18 protein-coding genes and 1 pseudogene are annotated in these 14,613 nt (G+C 64.0%); 9 read left to right on the top strand and 10 right to left on the bottom strand.

The window, feature by feature from the left end; genetic code table 11:
- From KBT70_RS11580 to recO, 7 genes and pseudogenes are all read left to right on the top strand, one after another.
- Window positions 1-186, top strand: a pseudogene (locus KBT70_RS11580) (holo-ACP synthase); the annotation flags it as partial.
- Window positions 187-241: 55 nt separating this feature from the next.
- A complete protein-coding gene (lepB, locus tag KBT70_RS11575; RefSeq protein ID WP_296633259.1) occupies window positions 242-1,072 on the top strand; it encodes a signal peptidase I in 831 nt (276 codons plus the stop codon).
- The gene (gene rnc / locus KBT70_RS11570; protein WP_296633256.1) at window positions 1,069-1,752 is read left to right on the top strand and encodes a ribonuclease III; all 684 of its coding nucleotides are present in this window, start codon (window positions 1,069-1,071) and stop codon (window positions 1,750-1,752) included. Before lepB ends, rnc begins: the two co-directional genes overlap by 4 nt.
- A gap of 4 nt (window positions 1,753-1,756) precedes the next feature.
- Window positions 1,757-2,080 (top strand): hypothetical protein, encoded by a 324-nt coding sequence (locus KBT70_RS11565; protein WP_296633255.1) that lies wholly within the window; start codon window positions 1,757-1,759, stop codon window positions 2,078-2,080.
- 69 nt (window positions 2,081-2,149) lie between these two features.
- Entirely contained in the window at window positions 2,150-3,055 is a 906-nt protein-coding gene (gene era / locus KBT70_RS11560) for a GTPase Era (protein WP_296633252.1), read from the top strand.
- Window positions 3,056-3,059: 4 nt separating this feature from the next.
- The gene (locus tag KBT70_RS11555; protein WP_296633251.1) at window positions 3,060-3,392 is read left to right on the top strand and encodes a DUF1491 family protein; all 333 of its coding nucleotides are present in this window, start codon (window positions 3,060-3,062) and stop codon (window positions 3,390-3,392) included.
- A 6-nt stretch (window positions 3,393-3,398) separates the two neighbouring features.
- Window positions 3,399-4,133 carry a DNA repair protein RecO gene (recO, locus tag KBT70_RS11550; protein ID WP_296633249.1) on the top strand — a complete coding sequence of 245 codons (735 nt, stop codon included), beginning with the start codon at window positions 3,399-3,401 and terminating at the stop codon, window positions 4,131-4,133.
- A gap of 54 nt (window positions 4,134-4,187) precedes the next feature.
- Here recO and KBT70_RS11545 read toward each other — a convergent pair whose 3' ends face one another.
- Window positions 4,188-4,961 carry a sulfite exporter TauE/SafE family protein gene (locus KBT70_RS11545; protein ID WP_296633246.1) on the bottom strand — a complete coding sequence of 258 codons (774 nt, stop codon included), beginning with the start codon at window positions 4,959-4,961 and terminating at the stop codon, window positions 4,188-4,190.
- Window positions 4,962-5,126: 165 nt separating this feature from the next.
- Here KBT70_RS11545 and KBT70_RS11540 point away from each other — a divergent pair, with 165 nt between their 5' ends.
- The gene (locus KBT70_RS11540) at window positions 5,127-6,815 is read left to right on the top strand and encodes an acyl-CoA dehydrogenase family protein (protein WP_296633243.1); all 1,689 of its coding nucleotides are present in this window, start codon (window positions 5,127-5,129) and stop codon (window positions 6,813-6,815) included.
- Between the two features lie 73 nt (window positions 6,816-6,888).
- Here the strand turns inward: KBT70_RS11540 and KBT70_RS11535 are convergent, their stop codons facing one another.
- The 3 genes from KBT70_RS11535 to KBT70_RS11525 form a co-directional block, all read right to left on the bottom strand.
- The gene (locus KBT70_RS11535; protein WP_296633241.1) at window positions 6,889-7,851 is read right to left on the bottom strand and encodes an SLAC1 anion channel family protein; all 963 of its coding nucleotides are present in this window, start codon (window positions 7,849-7,851) and stop codon (window positions 6,889-6,891) included.
- Between the two features lie 5 nt (window positions 7,852-7,856).
- Entirely contained in the window at window positions 7,857-8,555 is a 699-nt protein-coding gene (locus KBT70_RS11530; RefSeq protein WP_296633239.1) for a fumarylacetoacetate hydrolase family protein, read from the bottom strand.
- 71 nt (window positions 8,556-8,626) lie between these two features.
- Window positions 8,627-9,769: an alpha-D-ribose 1-methylphosphonate 5-triphosphate diphosphatase gene (locus KBT70_RS11525; protein WP_296633237.1), complete on the bottom strand. Its 1,143-nt coding sequence runs from the start codon at window positions 9,767-9,769 to the stop codon at window positions 8,627-8,629.
- A gap of 50 nt (window positions 9,770-9,819) precedes the next feature.
- Here KBT70_RS11525 and KBT70_RS11520 point away from each other — a divergent pair, with 50 nt between their 5' ends.
- Window positions 9,820-10,506, top strand: a complete 687-nt coding sequence (locus tag KBT70_RS11520; protein ID WP_296633236.1) for a DUF1045 domain-containing protein — start codon at window positions 9,820-9,822, stop codon at window positions 10,504-10,506.
- Here KBT70_RS11520 and phnN read toward each other — a convergent pair.
- The 6 genes from phnN to KBT70_RS11490 form a co-directional block, all read right to left on the bottom strand.
- The gene (gene phnN, locus KBT70_RS11515) at window positions 10,488-11,036 is read right to left on the bottom strand and encodes a phosphonate metabolism protein/1,5-bisphosphokinase (PRPP-forming) PhnN (RefSeq protein WP_296633234.1); all 549 of its coding nucleotides are present in this window, start codon (window positions 11,034-11,036) and stop codon (window positions 10,488-10,490) included. The two genes, KBT70_RS11520 and phnN, sit on opposite strands and share 19 nt — an antisense overlap.
- Window positions 11,033-11,716, bottom strand: coding sequence for a phosphonate C-P lyase system protein PhnL (gene phnL, locus KBT70_RS11510; RefSeq protein WP_296633231.1), 684 nt, complete (start codon window positions 11,714-11,716; stop codon window positions 11,033-11,035). Before phnL ends, phnN begins: the two co-directional genes overlap by 4 nt.
- 16 nt (window positions 11,717-11,732) lie before the next feature.
- On the bottom strand, window positions 11,733-12,689 hold the full coding sequence (locus KBT70_RS11505; protein WP_296633229.1) for a magnesium transporter CorA family protein: 957 nt from the start codon (window positions 12,687-12,689) through the stop codon (window positions 11,733-11,735).
- A 21-nt stretch (window positions 12,690-12,710) separates the two neighbouring features.
- Entirely contained in the window at window positions 12,711-13,481 is a 771-nt protein-coding gene (gene phnK / locus KBT70_RS11500) for a phosphonate C-P lyase system protein PhnK (RefSeq protein WP_296633226.1), read from the bottom strand.
- Window positions 13,478-14,347: an alpha-D-ribose 1-methylphosphonate 5-phosphate C-P-lyase PhnJ gene (locus KBT70_RS11495; RefSeq protein WP_296633224.1), complete on the bottom strand. Its 870-nt coding sequence runs from the start codon at window positions 14,345-14,347 to the stop codon at window positions 13,478-13,480. Before KBT70_RS11495 ends, phnK begins: the two co-directional genes overlap by 4 nt.
- Window positions 14,344-14,613, bottom strand: a 270-nt coding sequence (locus KBT70_RS11490) for an HAD-IA family hydrolase (RefSeq protein ID WP_296633221.1), incomplete at its 5' end; no start/stop codon positions are given. The genes KBT70_RS11490 and KBT70_RS11495, both read right to left, overlap by 4 nt.

The following is a 14,613-nucleotide window of genomic DNA, read 5'->3' as shown; positions in this document are numbered from 1 at the left end:
ATGGCGGTCACGAACCTGCCCACAGGCCAGCCGGTGATGCAGGTTACGGGTTGGGCCGCGACACGTCTGGCCGAGATGACGCCGCCGGGACATGAGGCGATCATCCATGTGACGCTGACAGATGATCACCCTTGGGCACAGGCCTTTGTGGTGATCGAGGCGCGGCCTGTCGCAGGCCCGGCTTGACACCATGGTCCCGGCCCCGCATGTAGCGCCGGAGAGATAGCGGAGGACGCCAAAAATGGCCGCCACAGGCAAGACATCGAGCTCTATCTGGGAAACCGTCAAGACGGTGTTCTGGGCCCTCGTGATCGCGGGGCTGTTCCGCACGCTCTTTTTTCAGCCGTTCTGGATTCCCTCAGGGTCGATGAAGGACACGCTGCTGATCGGTGATTTTCTCTTTGTCAACAAAATGGCCTATGGCTATTCCTACGCCTCTTGCCCGTCGATCCGGCTGGGTGGGCTGAACATGGACGCGCAGAAAATCTGCGCCTTCATCGACGGCGACAACACCCGCATCTTTGGGTCAGAGCCCGAGCGCGGCGATATCATCGTCTTTCGCCAACCGACCGATGGCACCGATTTCATCAAGCGGGTGATCGGCCTGCCGGGGGATCGCATCCAGATGAAGGACGGCGTGCTGCATATCAACGAGGTTGCTGTCGGGCTGGAACCGGCCGGGGATTTCGTCGAGGAGTTCACGCGCCAAGGGCCGATGGGCATCCGCCCGCGCTGTGAGAATGGCGTGGTGGGCGAGGGGGCCGATTGCCTCAAATCGCGCCAGATCGAGACCCTGCCGAATGGCCGGTCACATTCGATCCTGAACATCGGCGACCAGCGATCGGATCATACCGGCGTCTTTACCGTGCCGGCCGGGCATTATTTCTTCATGGGCGACAACCGCGACAATTCCACCGACTCCCGCTTTCCGCAGGCGGTGGGCGGGGTCGGCTTTGTGCCCTTCGAGAACCTGATCGGGCGCGCGAACCGGGTGGTCTTTTCCTCGGGTGGGCGGTCGATGCTGGCCTTCTGGACATGGCGTGGCGACCGCTTCTTCAAGAGGCTTGAGTGAAGCTTTCGTCGGAAATCAAGGCGTTTCAGACGCGGCTCGGGCATGTGTTTTCCGATGCGGCACTCTTGGTGCGGGCGCTGACGCATTCCTCGATGGCGACACCCAATCGCGATGACAATCAGCGGCTGGAATTCTTGGGCGACCGGGTGCTGGGTCTTGTGATGGCCGAGGCGCTCTTGTCGCAGGATCAGGGGGCCACCGAGGGCCAGCTTGCGCCGCGCTTTAACGCGCTGGTGCGCAAGGAGGCCTGCGCCGATGTGGCGCGCGACATCAACCTCGGCGCGGTGCTGAAACTCGGGCGTTCCGAAATGCTCTCGGGCGGGCGGCGCAAAGAGGCGCTTTTGGGCGATGCGATGGAGGCGGTGATCGCCGCCGTCTATCTTGATGCCGGGTTCGAGGCGGCGCGCGCGGTGGTGCTGCGGCTCTGGGGCGCGCGGGTGGGCGCGGTCAAGGAAGATGCGCGCGACGCCAAGACCGCGCTTCAGGAATGGGCGCAGGCGCGGGGGTTGCCGCCGCCCGATTACGTCGAACTGGCCCGCTCAGGGCCGGATCACGCGCCGGTCTTTACCATTTCCGCGCAATTGAAGAGCGGCCAGAGCGCCGAGGCCACCGCCGGGTCCAAGCGACAGGCGGAACAGGCGGCGGCGCGCGCGCTGCTGGATGAATTGCAAACGGAGTGAGCGGGTGCGCGGGGCTGTTGCTTTGGCCGTGATGCTGGTCTTGGGGTTGATGGCCAAGGCTGAAGAGACCCCCGCCGATGCCTGGACGCTCCGCAAATGCGCACTCTATGCGCAGGCGACCGAGGATGCCTTGGCCGCCCTCGGGCCAGAGCGGCTAAGCCAGCGTTTTATCGAGGAAAACCAGATCTTCATTGCGTCTGGCTGTGTCGCGCCTGCGCGCATCTGTGCAAAGACCGCGCAGGATTATGCGTTGGCCGATTTGTTGACCATGATGACGATGAACGAGGGCATGGCCAGCACCTTTGTCCCCTTCGGCTGCGAGAACTGACGCTCTGCTCTGGTCGCGGGGCGTCAAATCGGCTAGAGCCTGTCAATCATAACAGACGAGACGCATCCCATGACCACGCGCGCCGGATTTATTGCCCTGATCGGAGAGCCCAACGCGGGCAAATCCACCCTCCTGAACCGCATGGTGGGGGCCAAGGTCAGCATCGTCACCCACAAGGTGCAGACCACCCGCGCGCGCATCCGGGGTGTCGCGATGGAGGGGCAGAGCCAATTGGTGTTCGTGGACACGCCCGGTCTCTTTCAGCCGCGCCGCAGGCTGGACCGCGCGATGGTTGCGGCCGCTTGGGGCGGGGCTGCGGATGCCGATGTGGTGATCCTGTTGATCGAGGCGCATCGCGGCGTGACCGAAGGGGTGGAACGCATCCTTGAGGGGCTGACCGGCATTGCCAAGGGCCGCAAGGTGGCGCTGGCCATCAACAAGATAGACCGGGTGCAGGCGCAGGTGCTGTTGGCGCTGACCAAGGACATGAACGAGCGCTTTGCCTTTGAAAAGACGTTCTTAATTTCCGCCGAGAAGGGTCACGGAGTAGACGATCTGCGGCACTGGCTGGCAGGGGAAGTGCCCGAGGGACCATGGCTTTATCCTGAGGATCAGATCGCCGATCTGCCGATGCGGATGATCGCCGCCGAGATGACGCGCGAAAAGCTGACCCTGCGGCTGCATCAGGAATTGCCCTATCAACTGACCGTCGAAACCGAGAATTGGGAAGAGCGCAAGGATGGCTCTGCCCGGATTGATCAAGTGGTTTACGTGGTGCGCGACGGGCATAAGGGCATCGTTCTGGGCAACAAGGGCGAGACCATCAAGGCCGTGTCCAAGGCCGCGCGTGAGGAGTTGGAAGAGTTCTTGGGTCGTCGTATCCACCTGTTTTTGCAGGTAAAAGTTCGGGAGAACTGGCAAGAGGAATCCGAGCGCTATTCCGAGATGGGGCTGGATTTCAAGGACGGGAACTAAGCCTATGGCCCGACTGACCGCGCGCTTTTGGGTGGATGCCTATCTGGCGCGGCTCAGGTTGGCGGATATCCCCGCTTTTGTGGTGGCGCATGGCGATGACACCGGCGGTGCGGTTCTGGTCAAGCTCAACACGCTGGATGGAAAAGCGAAGGTTTTTCAACGCTCTATCGACCTCATGAGCGGCGCGCGGGTCTGGATTACCTTGGCCGAGGGCGCGGAATCCGAGGTGGATGCGGCGATTGCGCGGCAAAAAGGCTATGATCCCGACCTTTGGGTGATCGAGGTGGAGGACCGGGAGGGGCGACATCTGCTCGATCAGGATGGTTTGGCGGGGTGAGGGCCGATGGATTGGCGCGATCAGGGTATTCTTCTGAGCAGTCGCCGACATGGGGAAACCTCTGTAATCATTGAAGTTTTTACGCCTGAGCGGGGGCGGCATGCGGGTGTGGTGCGCGGTGGTGCGTCGCGCAAGATGGCCCCTGTCCTGCAACCGGGTGCGCAACTTGATGTGGAATGGCGCGCGCGGTTGGAGGATCACATCGGCACATTCCGGGTTGAGCCTTTGAAATCAAGGGCTTGGACCATGAGCGACCGGATGGCGCTGGCCGGGTTGAATGCGGTCTGTGCGCTCTTGCTCTTTGTGCTGCCCGAGCGCGAGGCCCATGCGGAGCTTTATCGCAAGACATTGATCTTGCTTGATCTTCTGGACCAGCCCGAGATTTGGACGCTGGCCTATCTCAATTGGGAACTGGCGTTGTTGGAGGAGATGGGCTTTGGCCTCGACCTGCGGCGCTGTGCGGTTCTGGGAGAAAAGGCCAATGATCTCAGTTACATATCGCCAAAAACCGGGCGTGCTGTGTCACGGGCCGGGGCGGGGGAGTGGGCGGACCGGCTGTTGCCGCTGCCGCCCTGTCTGATGGGGCATGGCCCGGCACCGGATGCGGAAATCCTGCAAGGGTTTGAAGTAACAGGACATTTCCTGAGAAATCACCTCGCGCCGCAATTGGGCAACCGGCCCCTGCCCGAGGCGCGGGCGCGCTATGTGGCGCGGTTCGCGGCAGAGGTGGCGCGGGGCTGAGCCGCATGTAAGCTCTGTAAGGTTTGACCCTCGATTGTGTAAGGTCTGGAGCCGTTAGAGCAGCATCACCCCACGCCGGATGAGATTGAGCCCGGCAATCAGCAGCACCCAGAGAGTGATCTTGCGAAAGGTGACCTGATCGAACCGGTCCTGAAGGCGAAAGCCGATCCAGATGCCGAGGAGCGCCGGGGCGACCATGGCCGCAGAGAGCGGCAGGGTTTCGGCGCGCAAGACACCCGATCCGATATGCGAGCCAAGCAGCACCAGCGCGCCCAGACCGTAGATCACGCCCTGCACGCGCATCTGTTCGGTTTTCTCGGTGCCGCGCGCGATCAGCATGGCGACGGTGGGCGGACCCCAGATGCCCGAGAGACCGCCAAAGAGCCCGGCGAGCGCGCCCATGCCCGCTTCGCCTTTGATCCCCGGTTCGGGAGGGAGGCGCAGGCCGCGCCCAAGCAGGGTAGAGGCGGCATAGAGCGTGATCAGCGGGCCGATGAAGAGCAGCATCACCGACGGTGGCAGCACCGGCACCAATTGCGCGGCGCACACCATGACCAGACCGCCCGCAATGAGAAACACCCGGAAATGCGCAATCGAGGTGATGGCCGCGCGCGTGCCTTGGCGCAGCGCCTGCCAGAGGTTTGTGGCCAGCGTCGGCAGGATGAGGCCCGCCAGTGCCAGTTCGGGGGGCATCATCGTGCTGAGCCCTGCGATCATCACCGTCGGCATGGCAAAGCCCACCACGCCCTTGACCATCCCGGCGCAGACCGCCACGGTAAAGGCCAGACCCCAGCCCCAATAGGGGCCAATATCGAAAAACGTGTCCATGGTGCCTCTTATCATGGCATTTGGGCGTCTGACCATGGCGGTAGTGCTGCGCTGCAAAAAATCAACGCGCAATTTTAGAACAAAAGCCTGCGACAAAAAGCATAATAGTTGCGCTGCACCTGCATAATGGATAAAAGGCACCAGATCAGGAAAAGGATGCGATTCATGGCACATGACGGACAGGATCTGGCGATGGCACAACCGATCATTTTGGGCGACCTGCTGGCCCTGACCCGCGTGGCGCTGGCCCCTGCCGAGGCGCTGTTGGAGCGGGCAACAGCTTCTGTGCGCGAGCTGGTGACGGTCGAGGGGCGTGTGTCGGGGGCCGCGATCGAGGCGCATCAGACAGCGGCGCATGGGCTGGCGTGGCTGGCGACCTATGTCGAATCGCTGCGCCAGATGCAGCTATGGGCGGTGCGGCTTGATGAGAAGGGCGAGTTTGGCGAGGTCGAGCAATTGATCCTGCAAATCGCCTTTGGGGAATATCTGAGCCAGATCGCGGGCGGCATCCAGATGAACCAAGGCGAGATGGTGCGGCTTCAGGATCTGGGACTGAGCCCGGATGATGCGCATCTGCTGATGGACCCGGCCGCAACCATGTTGATGCAGGCGGGCAATACCCAAGCGGCGCGGAGCCGGTTGGTGGAGTTGATGCAGGAGCGGTCGGCGGAGATCACGGTGGGGCGCACGGGCCTTGAGGAAGAGCTCGAGATGATCCGCGCGCAGTTCCGGCGCTTTTCGGTCGAAAAGGTCGAGCCCTATGCGCATGACTGGCATCTCAAGGATGAGCTCATCCCGATGGAGATCATCGAGGAATTGGCGGAAATGGGCGTCTTTGGCCTGACCATCCCCGAGGAATTCGGCGGTTTTGGTCTGTCCAAAGCGTCGATGGTCGTGGTGTCGGAGGAGTTGAGCCGGGGCTATATCGGTGTGGGGTCCCTTGGCACGCGCTCCGAGATTGCCGCCGAATTGATCCTCTGCGGGGGAACCGACGCGCAAAAGGCAGAGTGGCTGCCCAAGCTCGCCAGTGCCGAAATCCTGCCGACGGCGGTTTTCACAGAGCCCAATACCGGATCGGATCTGGGCAGTCTGCGCACCCGTGCGGTACGGGATGAGAATGGCGACTGGAAGGTGACGGGCAACAAGACCTGGATCACCCATGCGGCACGCACCCATGTGATGACGCTTCTGGCACGCACGGTGCCCGACACCACCGATCACCGGGGGCTGTCGATGTTTCTGGCCGAGAAAACCCCCGGCACGGATGAGGCCCCGTTCCCGACCCCCGGCATGACCGGTGGCGAGATCGAGGTGCTGGGCTATCGCGGGATGAAGGAATACGAACTGGGCTTCGACAATTTTCATGTGAAGGGCGAGAACCTGCTGGGTGGTGAAGAAGGCAAGGGATTCAAGCAGTTGATGGAAACCTTCGAGTCTGCGCGCATTCAGACCGCCGCGCGGGCCGTGGGGGTGGCGCAATCGGCGCTCGATGTGGCGATGCGCTATGCGCAGGACCGCAAGCAGTTTGGCCGCGCGCTGATCGAGTTTCCGCGTGTGTCGGGCAAGCTGGCGATGATGGCGGTCGAGATCATGGTGGCGCGGCAATTGACCTATTTCTCGGCTTGGGAAAAGGATCACGGGCGGCGCTGTGACCTAGAGGCGGGGATGGCCAAGCTGTTAGGCGCGCGCGTGGCGTGGTCGGCGGCGGATAACGGGTTGCAGATCCATGGCGGCAACGGCTTTGCGCTGGAATACAAGATCAGCCGGATTCTCTGCGACGCGCGGATTCTCAATATCTTTGAGGGGGCTGCGGAGATTCAGGCGCAGGTGATCGCGCGGCGGCTGTTGGGGTGAGGATGAGCCGGGATTAGCCGTGATTGACTAATTAGGGTGCCTTTTCGATGGGACGCAATACGCTCCGGCCCTGTCAATCCGGCTGAAAGATGGCATCTGCGCGCAGGGCCTTGAGCGTGCGCCAGAGGAGCGCTGCGATGATCACGCAGAGGGCGGCAAGGAGGCCCAAGCCGATCAGGCGGTGGGCAGGAGAGCCTAGAGCCTCGGCATAGGTAAAGCTGGCGATGGTGACGCCTGCCATGGGAAAGCTGAGCGCCCAGAAGGCGAGAGAGAACTGCAATTTCAAGAGCTTGGGCAGTTGCACGGCGACAATGAGCGTAAAGAGATAGGCGCAATTGAGCAGCACGCGGGCAAAGGCATCGACCCCGCCCACAAGTTCCACCCAAGCGAGGAAGCCCACCGCAGGGGGCGCGATCAGGATCACCAGCGAGGGTTGCAAACGCTCGGGCAGGGGATCGTGAAAGATCAGGCGGTTCATCACCAGCGTGAGCAGAACAATCCAGAAGATGAGGCCGACGCTGGTGAAGAACCAGCTTATTTCCGGGTAGCCGAGCGGCACCCCGGCGATGGCCACGATCACATTGCCCACCGCCGGAATGAACCAAGCGGGCGAGAGGTGCCCGTGTTGAAAGGCGCGGGCGCTGATCCAGCCGCTGACTACGGCGAGGGTCAGGACCAGTTGCATGGGCACAGCAATCAGCCACATCACATGCGCAATCCCCGGCGCAGGAACCAGCATGACGATGGACATCAGCACCAGCGCGATGGAAATCGCCGGGAAAAAGGCGAGTTTGACCGGGTGTCGCCATTCGGCGGCCACGGCGGCGGGGTGGCGGATGGCCTTGGCGAGATAGCCAAGCGCCACGGCGGCAAAGACCGCCATGGTCAGCCAATGCGCCGCCCAAGAGGCCACGTGCGTGAGGCCAAGGGAGTTTTCGCCCGCGCGCAGCGCGAGGGTAAAGCCGCAGAGGCCCATCACGATGGTAAAGAGTGTCACCGGCACATAGTGCAGGCGGCCTTGGGCGGGGGCGGTCATCGTTTCTACTCTGCGGCGGTGATGGTGAGGTGCAGGGGGCTGAGCCCGTCGATTTCACCCAAGAGCGTGTTGCCGGGCAGTACGGGACCGACGCCTGCGGGCGTGCCGGTATAGATCAGGTCGCCGGGGGCGAGGTGATAAAAGCGCGACAGATGCGCGATGATTTCGGGCACGGACCAGATCATATCGGCGAGCGTCGCCTCTTGCACGGTGCGCCCGTCCACAGAGAGGCGGATGGTTTGGTCCGCGATGGCACCAAACTCGGATTTGGGGGTCAGCGGGGCGATGATCGAGGCATTTTCGAAATCCTTGCCGATGTCCCAGGGGCGGCGCTTTTCCTTGGCGACACCTTGCAGGTCGCGGCGGGTGAGGTCGATGCCGCAGGCATAGCCGTAGACCGCGTCCATCGCCTCCGCCGTGCTGACGCGAAAGGCGGGGGCGCTGAGGGCCACGACAAATTCCATCTCGTGATGGCAATCCGAGGTTTCGAGCGGGTAAGGGATGCTGGAGCCACTCAGGCAGAGGGTTTGCGGTGCCTTGTTGAAGTAAAAGGGGGCTTCGCGGTCCACCTCATTGCCCATTTCGAGCGCGTGGGCGGCATAGTTGCGCCCGACGCAGAAGATGCGCTGCACCGGATAGCCCTGATCCGTGCCGGTGATCGGCACGAGGGGCGGTTGGGGCAGGGTGAAGAGCGGTTGGGTCATCGGGGCCTCCGGCGCAAGCGATTGAATTCGCGCCTGTTATGCGCCCCGATTTGCCCCTTGTCAAAGCGCGCTCAGGCGACGCGGCGGCCCTGCGACCAGACACCCCGCAGCGCCGGTGCGCCGCCGCGCAGGCGAAAGCGGATCAGGTCGGCGCGGGCGTCAGCCGACAGGTGGCCGCGATCCGTGAGGCCCACGGCGCGGGCGGGGTTGGCGGTGACGGTGGCCAGACCGCGCGCCATGTCGCCCCAACGCGCGCCCAGTTGCACCGCTCCCAAGAGGAGCGCGGAAGGCACGTAATCCGATGAGAGGATATCGAGATAGCCCATGTCGGCCAGTTCCCCTGCCGCGACATTGCCGGAATGTGATCCGCCCCGGATGAGATTGGGCGCGCCCATGATCACGCTGATGTCGCGGGCATGGCAGGCGCGGGCGGCCTCGGTCGTGGTGGGAAATTCGGCCAGACGGATGCCGTAGCCGCTGGATACGGCAACCTGTTCCTCGGTTGTGTCGTCATGGCTGGCCAGCACCGCGCCATAGCGGGCGGCATGGGCCACGGCGGCGGCCTCGTGGCGCGCGCCATGGGCGGCGCGCAGCGCCTTGAGTTGCGCCACATGTTCGGCGAATTCGGCGTCTGTGAGGGCGTGTTTGCCCTTCATGTATTCTTCGAGTTTGGTCAGGTCGCGGAATTGGCGCTGGCCCGGCGTGTGGTCCATCAGGCTGACGATGCCGACGCGGTCCTCTGGGCCGAATTGGTCCATTTCCTCTTCCAGCGTTTCCGAGCAGACCTCGGCGCGCAGGTGGAGAAAGTGGCTGATCTTGAGCGCATCCTCGGCGCGCAGGCTGAGGAGTTCGTTGGCGAGGCCGCGCGCATATTTGCTGTAGCGCCCGACGCCGGTGGGGATGGAGCCCACGCGCATCGCGTCAAAGACGGTGGTGATGCCCACGCTGGCCAGTTCCGCATCATGGGCAAGGATGGCGGCATTGTGCGGCCAATCCACCTTGGGGCGGGGTTGGATGTGGCGCTCCAGATTGTCGGTGTGCAGCTCGATGAGGCCGGGGGCGAGGTAATCGCCGCCGCAATCCACCGCACCGGGCGGCAGGGCCGCGCCGCTGTCGATGGCGGCGATTTTACCGCCCCGGAGATGCAGCGCGCCGCGGATCACCTCGGTCGGCAAAACGAGGAGGGCATTGGCGAGAATGATGTCTTCTGTCATGGGGATGTCACGCTTTCTTGGCACGTCACGGCAACCCGACGAGAGAGATCATGGATTTTCACCGCTACGCTGTTTATGTCACGCCCCCCGAGGGGGAATTTGCCGCCCTTGGTGCGGCGTGGTTGGGATGGGATGCGGCACAGGGCTGTGCCGTGGCGCATCCAGAGGTATCGGGCCTGCCGGCATCCGTGGCCGAAATCACCGAGACCCCGCGCAAATACGGGCTGCATGCAACGATCAAGCCGCCGTTCGTCTTGGCCGAGGGGCAGGGGGAGGCGGGGTTGATGGCCGCGTTCGAGCGGTTCTGCGCAGGCGAGGCGGCGGTCACGCTGGACGGGTTGGAGATCGTGGCGCTGGGCCGGTTTCTGGCGCTGGTGCCGATGGGGGATCAGGGCGCTTTGAGCGGCTTGGCCGCGCGGGCCGTGGCGGCGTTCGAGCCGTGGCGCGCACCCTTGAGCGAGGCGCAACTGGCGCGGCGACGGGTGGGTGGCCTGAGCCCCGCACAAGACGCGCTGTTGCTGCGCTGGGGTTATCCCTATGTGATGGAGGAATTCCAGTTTCACATCACGCTCACGGGCAAGCGGCCCAAGGGGGAATTGCCGGGGATCAAGGCGGCGCTGGAGGGGCTGATCGGCGGGCATCTGCCGCGCCCCTATGTGATCGACGCGCTGTCGCTGATGGGCGAGGATGCGGCGGGGCGGTTTCATCTGATCCACCGTCAGACCCTCACCGCATAGATGGATTTGAGCGCCGACTTGGTCAGCCGGGGCAGGGGCGCGTCGGTGTCGAGGGTCACGACCGGGCCGACCCCCTCGGGCAGGGCCAGATCGGCGCCGGTCAGCCGTTCGGTGATGTCCTGCGCGGTTTCGCGCCCGCGCGCGGCAAGGCGGGCGGCCAGCACCTGCGGCGTGGCGGTCAGGTGCAGGATCAAGAACGGCTTGAACCGCGCCTGAGCCTCGGGCAGGACGCCGCGCGAGAGGTTCACGAGCAGGTCGCGCCCCGCCGCCAGATCAAGGCAGATGCCAACGGGAATGCCGTAGCGCAGCCCATGCGCGCGCCAGTGGAGCGCAAAGCCGCCCTCCTTGAGGCGGGCGTCGAATTCGGTCTCGCTCACCGCTTCATGGCCTTCGCCCTCGGGGTCGGGGGGGCGGGTGATGACACGGCGCACGCGGCGCAGGCCGGGGCGCTCTGCGATCATGGCGCGCATCAGCGTGTCCTTGCCCACACCCGAAGGGCCGACCACGGCAATGAGGCGGCCGCGCGTCATGCCGCGCGCGCCGGGGTGAAGGCGGTCACATCCACCTCTCGGTCGCAGACGCGGGCGCGCGCGGCCTCGTCGTGGAAAATGCCGACGATGGCCGCGCCGCGCGCCTTGGCTTCTTCGATCAGGGTCAGCACCACCTTGCGGTTGGTGGCGTCAAGGCTGGCGGTGGGTTCATCGAGTAAGAGGGCGGGAAAGTCATGGGCAAAGCCGCGCGCGATATTGACGCGCTGTTGCTCGCCGCCTGAGAATGTCGTGGGGCTGAGCGACCAGAGCCGTTCGGGGATGTTGAGGCGCGCAAGAAGCGCCTCGGCGCGGGCCAGGGCCGCCTCGCGCGGGGTGCCAAGGATCAAGAGCGGTTCGGCCACCACGTCGCGGGTGGGCACGCGTGGAACGACGCGCAGGAACTGGCTGACATAGCCCAGAGTGTGACGGCGGAGTTGGATGATTTCGCGCGGCGCGGCGCGGGCGACATCGGTGTCACCCACCAGAATACGGCCCGCATTGGCGCGGTAATTGCCATAGATCATCCGCATGAGGGTGGATTTGCCCGCGCCGGAAGAGCCGGTCAGCGCCACGCAGTCGCCGGGGGCCACGTGCAGATGCGCGCCGGCCATCACCGGAATGACCGCGCCGCCCTGATTGTGCAGGGTAAAGCTCTTGCTCAGGCCGTCGATCTCGATCATTGCGGGTCTCCCATGTTCATAACCAGCCGCGGCGGCGGAAAATCCAGAGCGGCACCAGCGCCGACAGCGCCATGAGCCCAAGCGCCATCGGATAGCCGAAGGGCCAGGACAGTTCCGGCATGACCTCGAAATTCATGCCGTAGATCGAGGCCACCAGCGTTGGCGGCAGAAAGGCCACCGCTGCCACCGAGAAAATCTTGATGATGGCGTTTTGTTCGATGGTGATGAGGCCGAGGGCCGCATCGAGCATGAAGCCGGTTTTCTGTTGCAGATAGCCTGCCTGTTCGGTGATCGCGCGCACGTCGCGATATTGCGATTTGAGCGCGCCGCGCAGGGCCTTGGCGCTGCGTCGCGCCTCGATCACCGGCATGAGAAAGCCAAGCAGGCGCTCGAGCGTCATCAGGCTCTCGCGGATTTGCATGACGCGCCCGTCGGCCTGACCGATGTCGCGCAGCGCGGTGCGGTAAGCGGCGGTATTGAGGGGCTTGTCGCCAAAGATGCGCTTGGAGATCGCGTCGATGTCGCGGCCGGTCTGTTCGATGATATCGGCCAGCCGGTCGATGATTTCCTCGATCAGCCCGATCAGCACCGCCTCTGTGCTGGCGCAGCCGTAAGAGGATTTTCCGGCCTTGTCGGGATAGGTGGTAAAGGGGCGCGGGGCGTGGTGGCGCAGTGTCACCAGCCGGTCGGCCATGAGCACAAAGGACACCGGGCCGACAATGGTTTCGCCTGCGTCGTTGCGCGCGGGCAGCAGGGCGGTCATCACCGGCACGCCCTCTTCGAGATAGAGGCGAGAGGATTGCTCGATCTCTTCCTGATCCTCGCGGCTGGGCAGAGCGATGCCGAGACGCCCGGACATCTGCGCCAGGTCTTGCGCATCCGGAGAGAGCATGTCGATCCAGAGCACGGGGGCGCCGCCCAGGTCTGGCACCTTGCGCAATCCGGTCTGGTCCTTGGCGTAATAGGTGATCATCGCGCGTATCCTTTCCTGCGGTCAGACCTGCAATACGCTGGAAACAAGCAGTTGCGTATAGCCGTGTTGCGGATCGTCGAGCACCTGATCGGTCAGGCCTTCTTCGACCACGCGGCCATCCTTCATCACCATCAGCCGATCCGCGAGCAGGCGCACGACCGCCAGATCATGCGTGACGATGATGGCCGAGAGCCCCATTTCGCGCACAAGCCCGCGCAAAAGGTCCAAGAGCCGCGCCTGAACGCTGACATCAAGCCCGCCGGTGGGTTCGTCCATGAACACAAGGCGCGGGCCGGTCACTAGGTTGCGGGCGATTTGCAGGCGTTGCTGCATGCCACCCGAAAACGCCTGCGGTTTGTCATCGATGCGGTCGGCGGCAATCTCGACCCGGCCCAGCCAATCAATCGCCTGATCGCGGATCTGCCCGTAATGCCGCGCGCCGACGGCCATCAGGCGTTCGCCCACATTGCCGCCCGCCGAAACCCCCATGCGCAGTCCGTCGCGGGCGTGTTGATGCACAAAGGCCCAATCGGTGCGCATGAGCATCCGGCGTTCCGGCTCTGACATGGTGAGCGTGTCGCGCGGGCCGTGTAGCTGCGTGTCAAAGATCACCTCGCCCCGGTCGGGCGCCAGATGCCCGGCAAGGCAAGACAGAAGCGTGGATTTGCCCGATCCGCTCTCGCCCACAATGCCCATCACTTCGCCCGGCCAGAGATCAAAGCTGACGCCCTCGCAGCCGCGCCGGGACCCGTAGAATTTGGCGAGATCGCGCACGTTGAGAAGCGGGGTCATGCGGCGTCCTCCTCATAGGGGGCACCTTGGGCACCCACATGGCCCGCCGCGCGCCGCGACCGGCAATAATCGGTGTCAGAGCAGACGAACATGCGCCCGCCCGCGTCATCCATGATCACCTCGTCAAGATAGCTGTCAGCCGCGCCGCAGAGGTCGCAATCGTGATCGGCCTTGGTGGCCTCGAACGGGTGATCCTCGAAATCGAGACTGATGACTTGGGTATAGGGGGGCAGGGCATAGATGCGCTGCTCGCGCCCCGCGCCGAAAAGCTGGATCGCGGCCATGCTGAGCTTGGGGTTGTCGAATTTGGGGATCGGGGAGGGGTCCATCACATAGCGCCCCTCGACCTTGACCGGATAGGCATAGGCGGTGGCGATGGCCCCGTGCTGGCTGATGTCTTCGTAGAGTTTGACATGCATGAGGCCATATTCCTCGAGCGCGTGCATCTTGCGAGTCTCGACCTCGGAGGGTTCGAGAAACCGCAGCGGTTCGGGGATCGGCACCTGATAGACGAGGATCTGATCCTCGGTCAGCGGTTCCTCGGGGATGCGGTGGCGGGTCTGGATGAGGCTGGCCTTTGATGTCTGTTCGGAGGTGGCGACACCGGCTGTTTTCTCAAAGAACTTGCGGATCGAGACCGCGTTGGTGGTGTCATCGGCACCCTGGTCGATCACCTTGAACGTGTCGCCGGGCGTGAGGCAGGCGGCAGAGACCTGCACGCCGCCCGTGCCCCAGCCATAGGGCATCGGCATTTCGCGGCTGGCAAAGGGCACCTGATAACCGGGGATCGCCAGCGCCTTGAGAATGGCGCGGCGGATCATGCGCTTGGTCTGCTCATCAAGATAGGCAAAGTTGTAATCGGTCATAAAAGCCCCCGGTCGCGCAGGTCGGCGTGCAGGCCCTCGGGCCCGGTGAAGTGATGCGCCTGCCAGCCAGCGGCGCGGGCACCGGCCACGTTGTCGGCGCTGTCGTCGATGAAATAACACACCACGGGTGCGGCATTGGCGCGGGTGCAGAGGAGATCGAAAATCTCGCGGTCGGGTTTGACCATGCGCTCGTGCCCCGACACGACGATGCCCTCGAACAGCGCGGGCAGATCGGGATGCAGGTGGAGCGCCTGCGGCCAGGTGTC

This window comes from Roseovarius sp. (assembly GCF_018066915.1).
GTDB lineage: Bacteria > Pseudomonadota > Alphaproteobacteria > Rhodobacterales > Rhodobacteraceae > Roseovarius.
The sequence above is the reverse complement of the archived record's forward strand: the minus strand, read 5'-3'. Positions and strand labels throughout refer to the sequence as shown.

Excerpts from the sequence above, each read along its gene's own strand:
- lepB (WP_296633259.1), top strand. The coding sequence starts at position 242 with ATGGCCGCCACAGGCAAGACATCGAGCTCTATCTGGGAAACCGTCAAG.
- era (WP_296633252.1), top strand. The coding sequence starts at position 2,150 with ATGACCACGCGCGCCGGATTTATTGCCCTGATCGGAGAGCCCAACGCG.
- KBT70_RS11555 (WP_296633251.1), top strand. The coding sequence starts at position 3,060 with ATGGCCCGACTGACCGCGCGCTTTTGGGTGGATGCCTATCTGGCGCGG.
- recO (WP_296633249.1), top strand. The coding sequence starts at position 3,399 with ATGGATTGGCGCGATCAGGGTATTCTTCTGAGCAGTCGCCGACATGGG.
- KBT70_RS11545 (WP_296633246.1), bottom strand. The coding sequence starts at position 4,961 with ATGGACACGTTTTTCGATATTGGCCCCTATTGGGGCTGGGGTCTGGCC.
- KBT70_RS11540 (WP_296633243.1), top strand. The coding sequence starts at position 5,127 with ATGGCACATGACGGACAGGATCTGGCGATGGCACAACCGATCATTTTG.
- KBT70_RS11535 (WP_296633241.1), bottom strand. The coding sequence starts at position 7,851 with ATGACCGCCCCCGCCCAAGGCCGCCTGCACTATGTGCCGGTGACACTC.
- KBT70_RS11530 (WP_296633239.1), bottom strand. The coding sequence starts at position 8,555 with ATGACCCAACCGCTCTTCACCCTGCCCCAACCGCCCCTCGTGCCGATC.
- KBT70_RS11525 (WP_296633237.1), bottom strand. The coding sequence starts at position 9,769 with ATGACAGAAGACATCATTCTCGCCAATGCCCTCCTCGTTTTGCCGACC.
- KBT70_RS11520 (WP_296633236.1), top strand. The coding sequence starts at position 9,820 with ATGGATTTTCACCGCTACGCTGTTTATGTCACGCCCCCCGAGGGGGAA.
- phnN (WP_296633234.1), bottom strand. The coding sequence starts at position 11,036 with ATGACGCGCGGCCGCCTCATTGCCGTGGTCGGCCCTTCGGGTGTGGGC.
- phnL (WP_296633231.1), bottom strand. The coding sequence starts at position 11,716 with ATGATCGAGATCGACGGCCTGAGCAAGAGCTTTACCCTGCACAATCAG.
- KBT70_RS11505 (WP_296633229.1), bottom strand. The coding sequence starts at position 12,689 with ATGATCACCTATTACGCCAAGGACCAGACCGGATTGCGCAAGGTGCCA.
- phnK (WP_296633226.1), bottom strand. The coding sequence starts at position 13,481 with ATGACCCCGCTTCTCAACGTGCGCGATCTCGCCAAATTCTACGGGTCC.
- KBT70_RS11495 (WP_296633224.1), bottom strand. The coding sequence starts at position 14,347 with ATGACCGATTACAACTTTGCCTATCTTGATGAGCAGACCAAGCGCATG.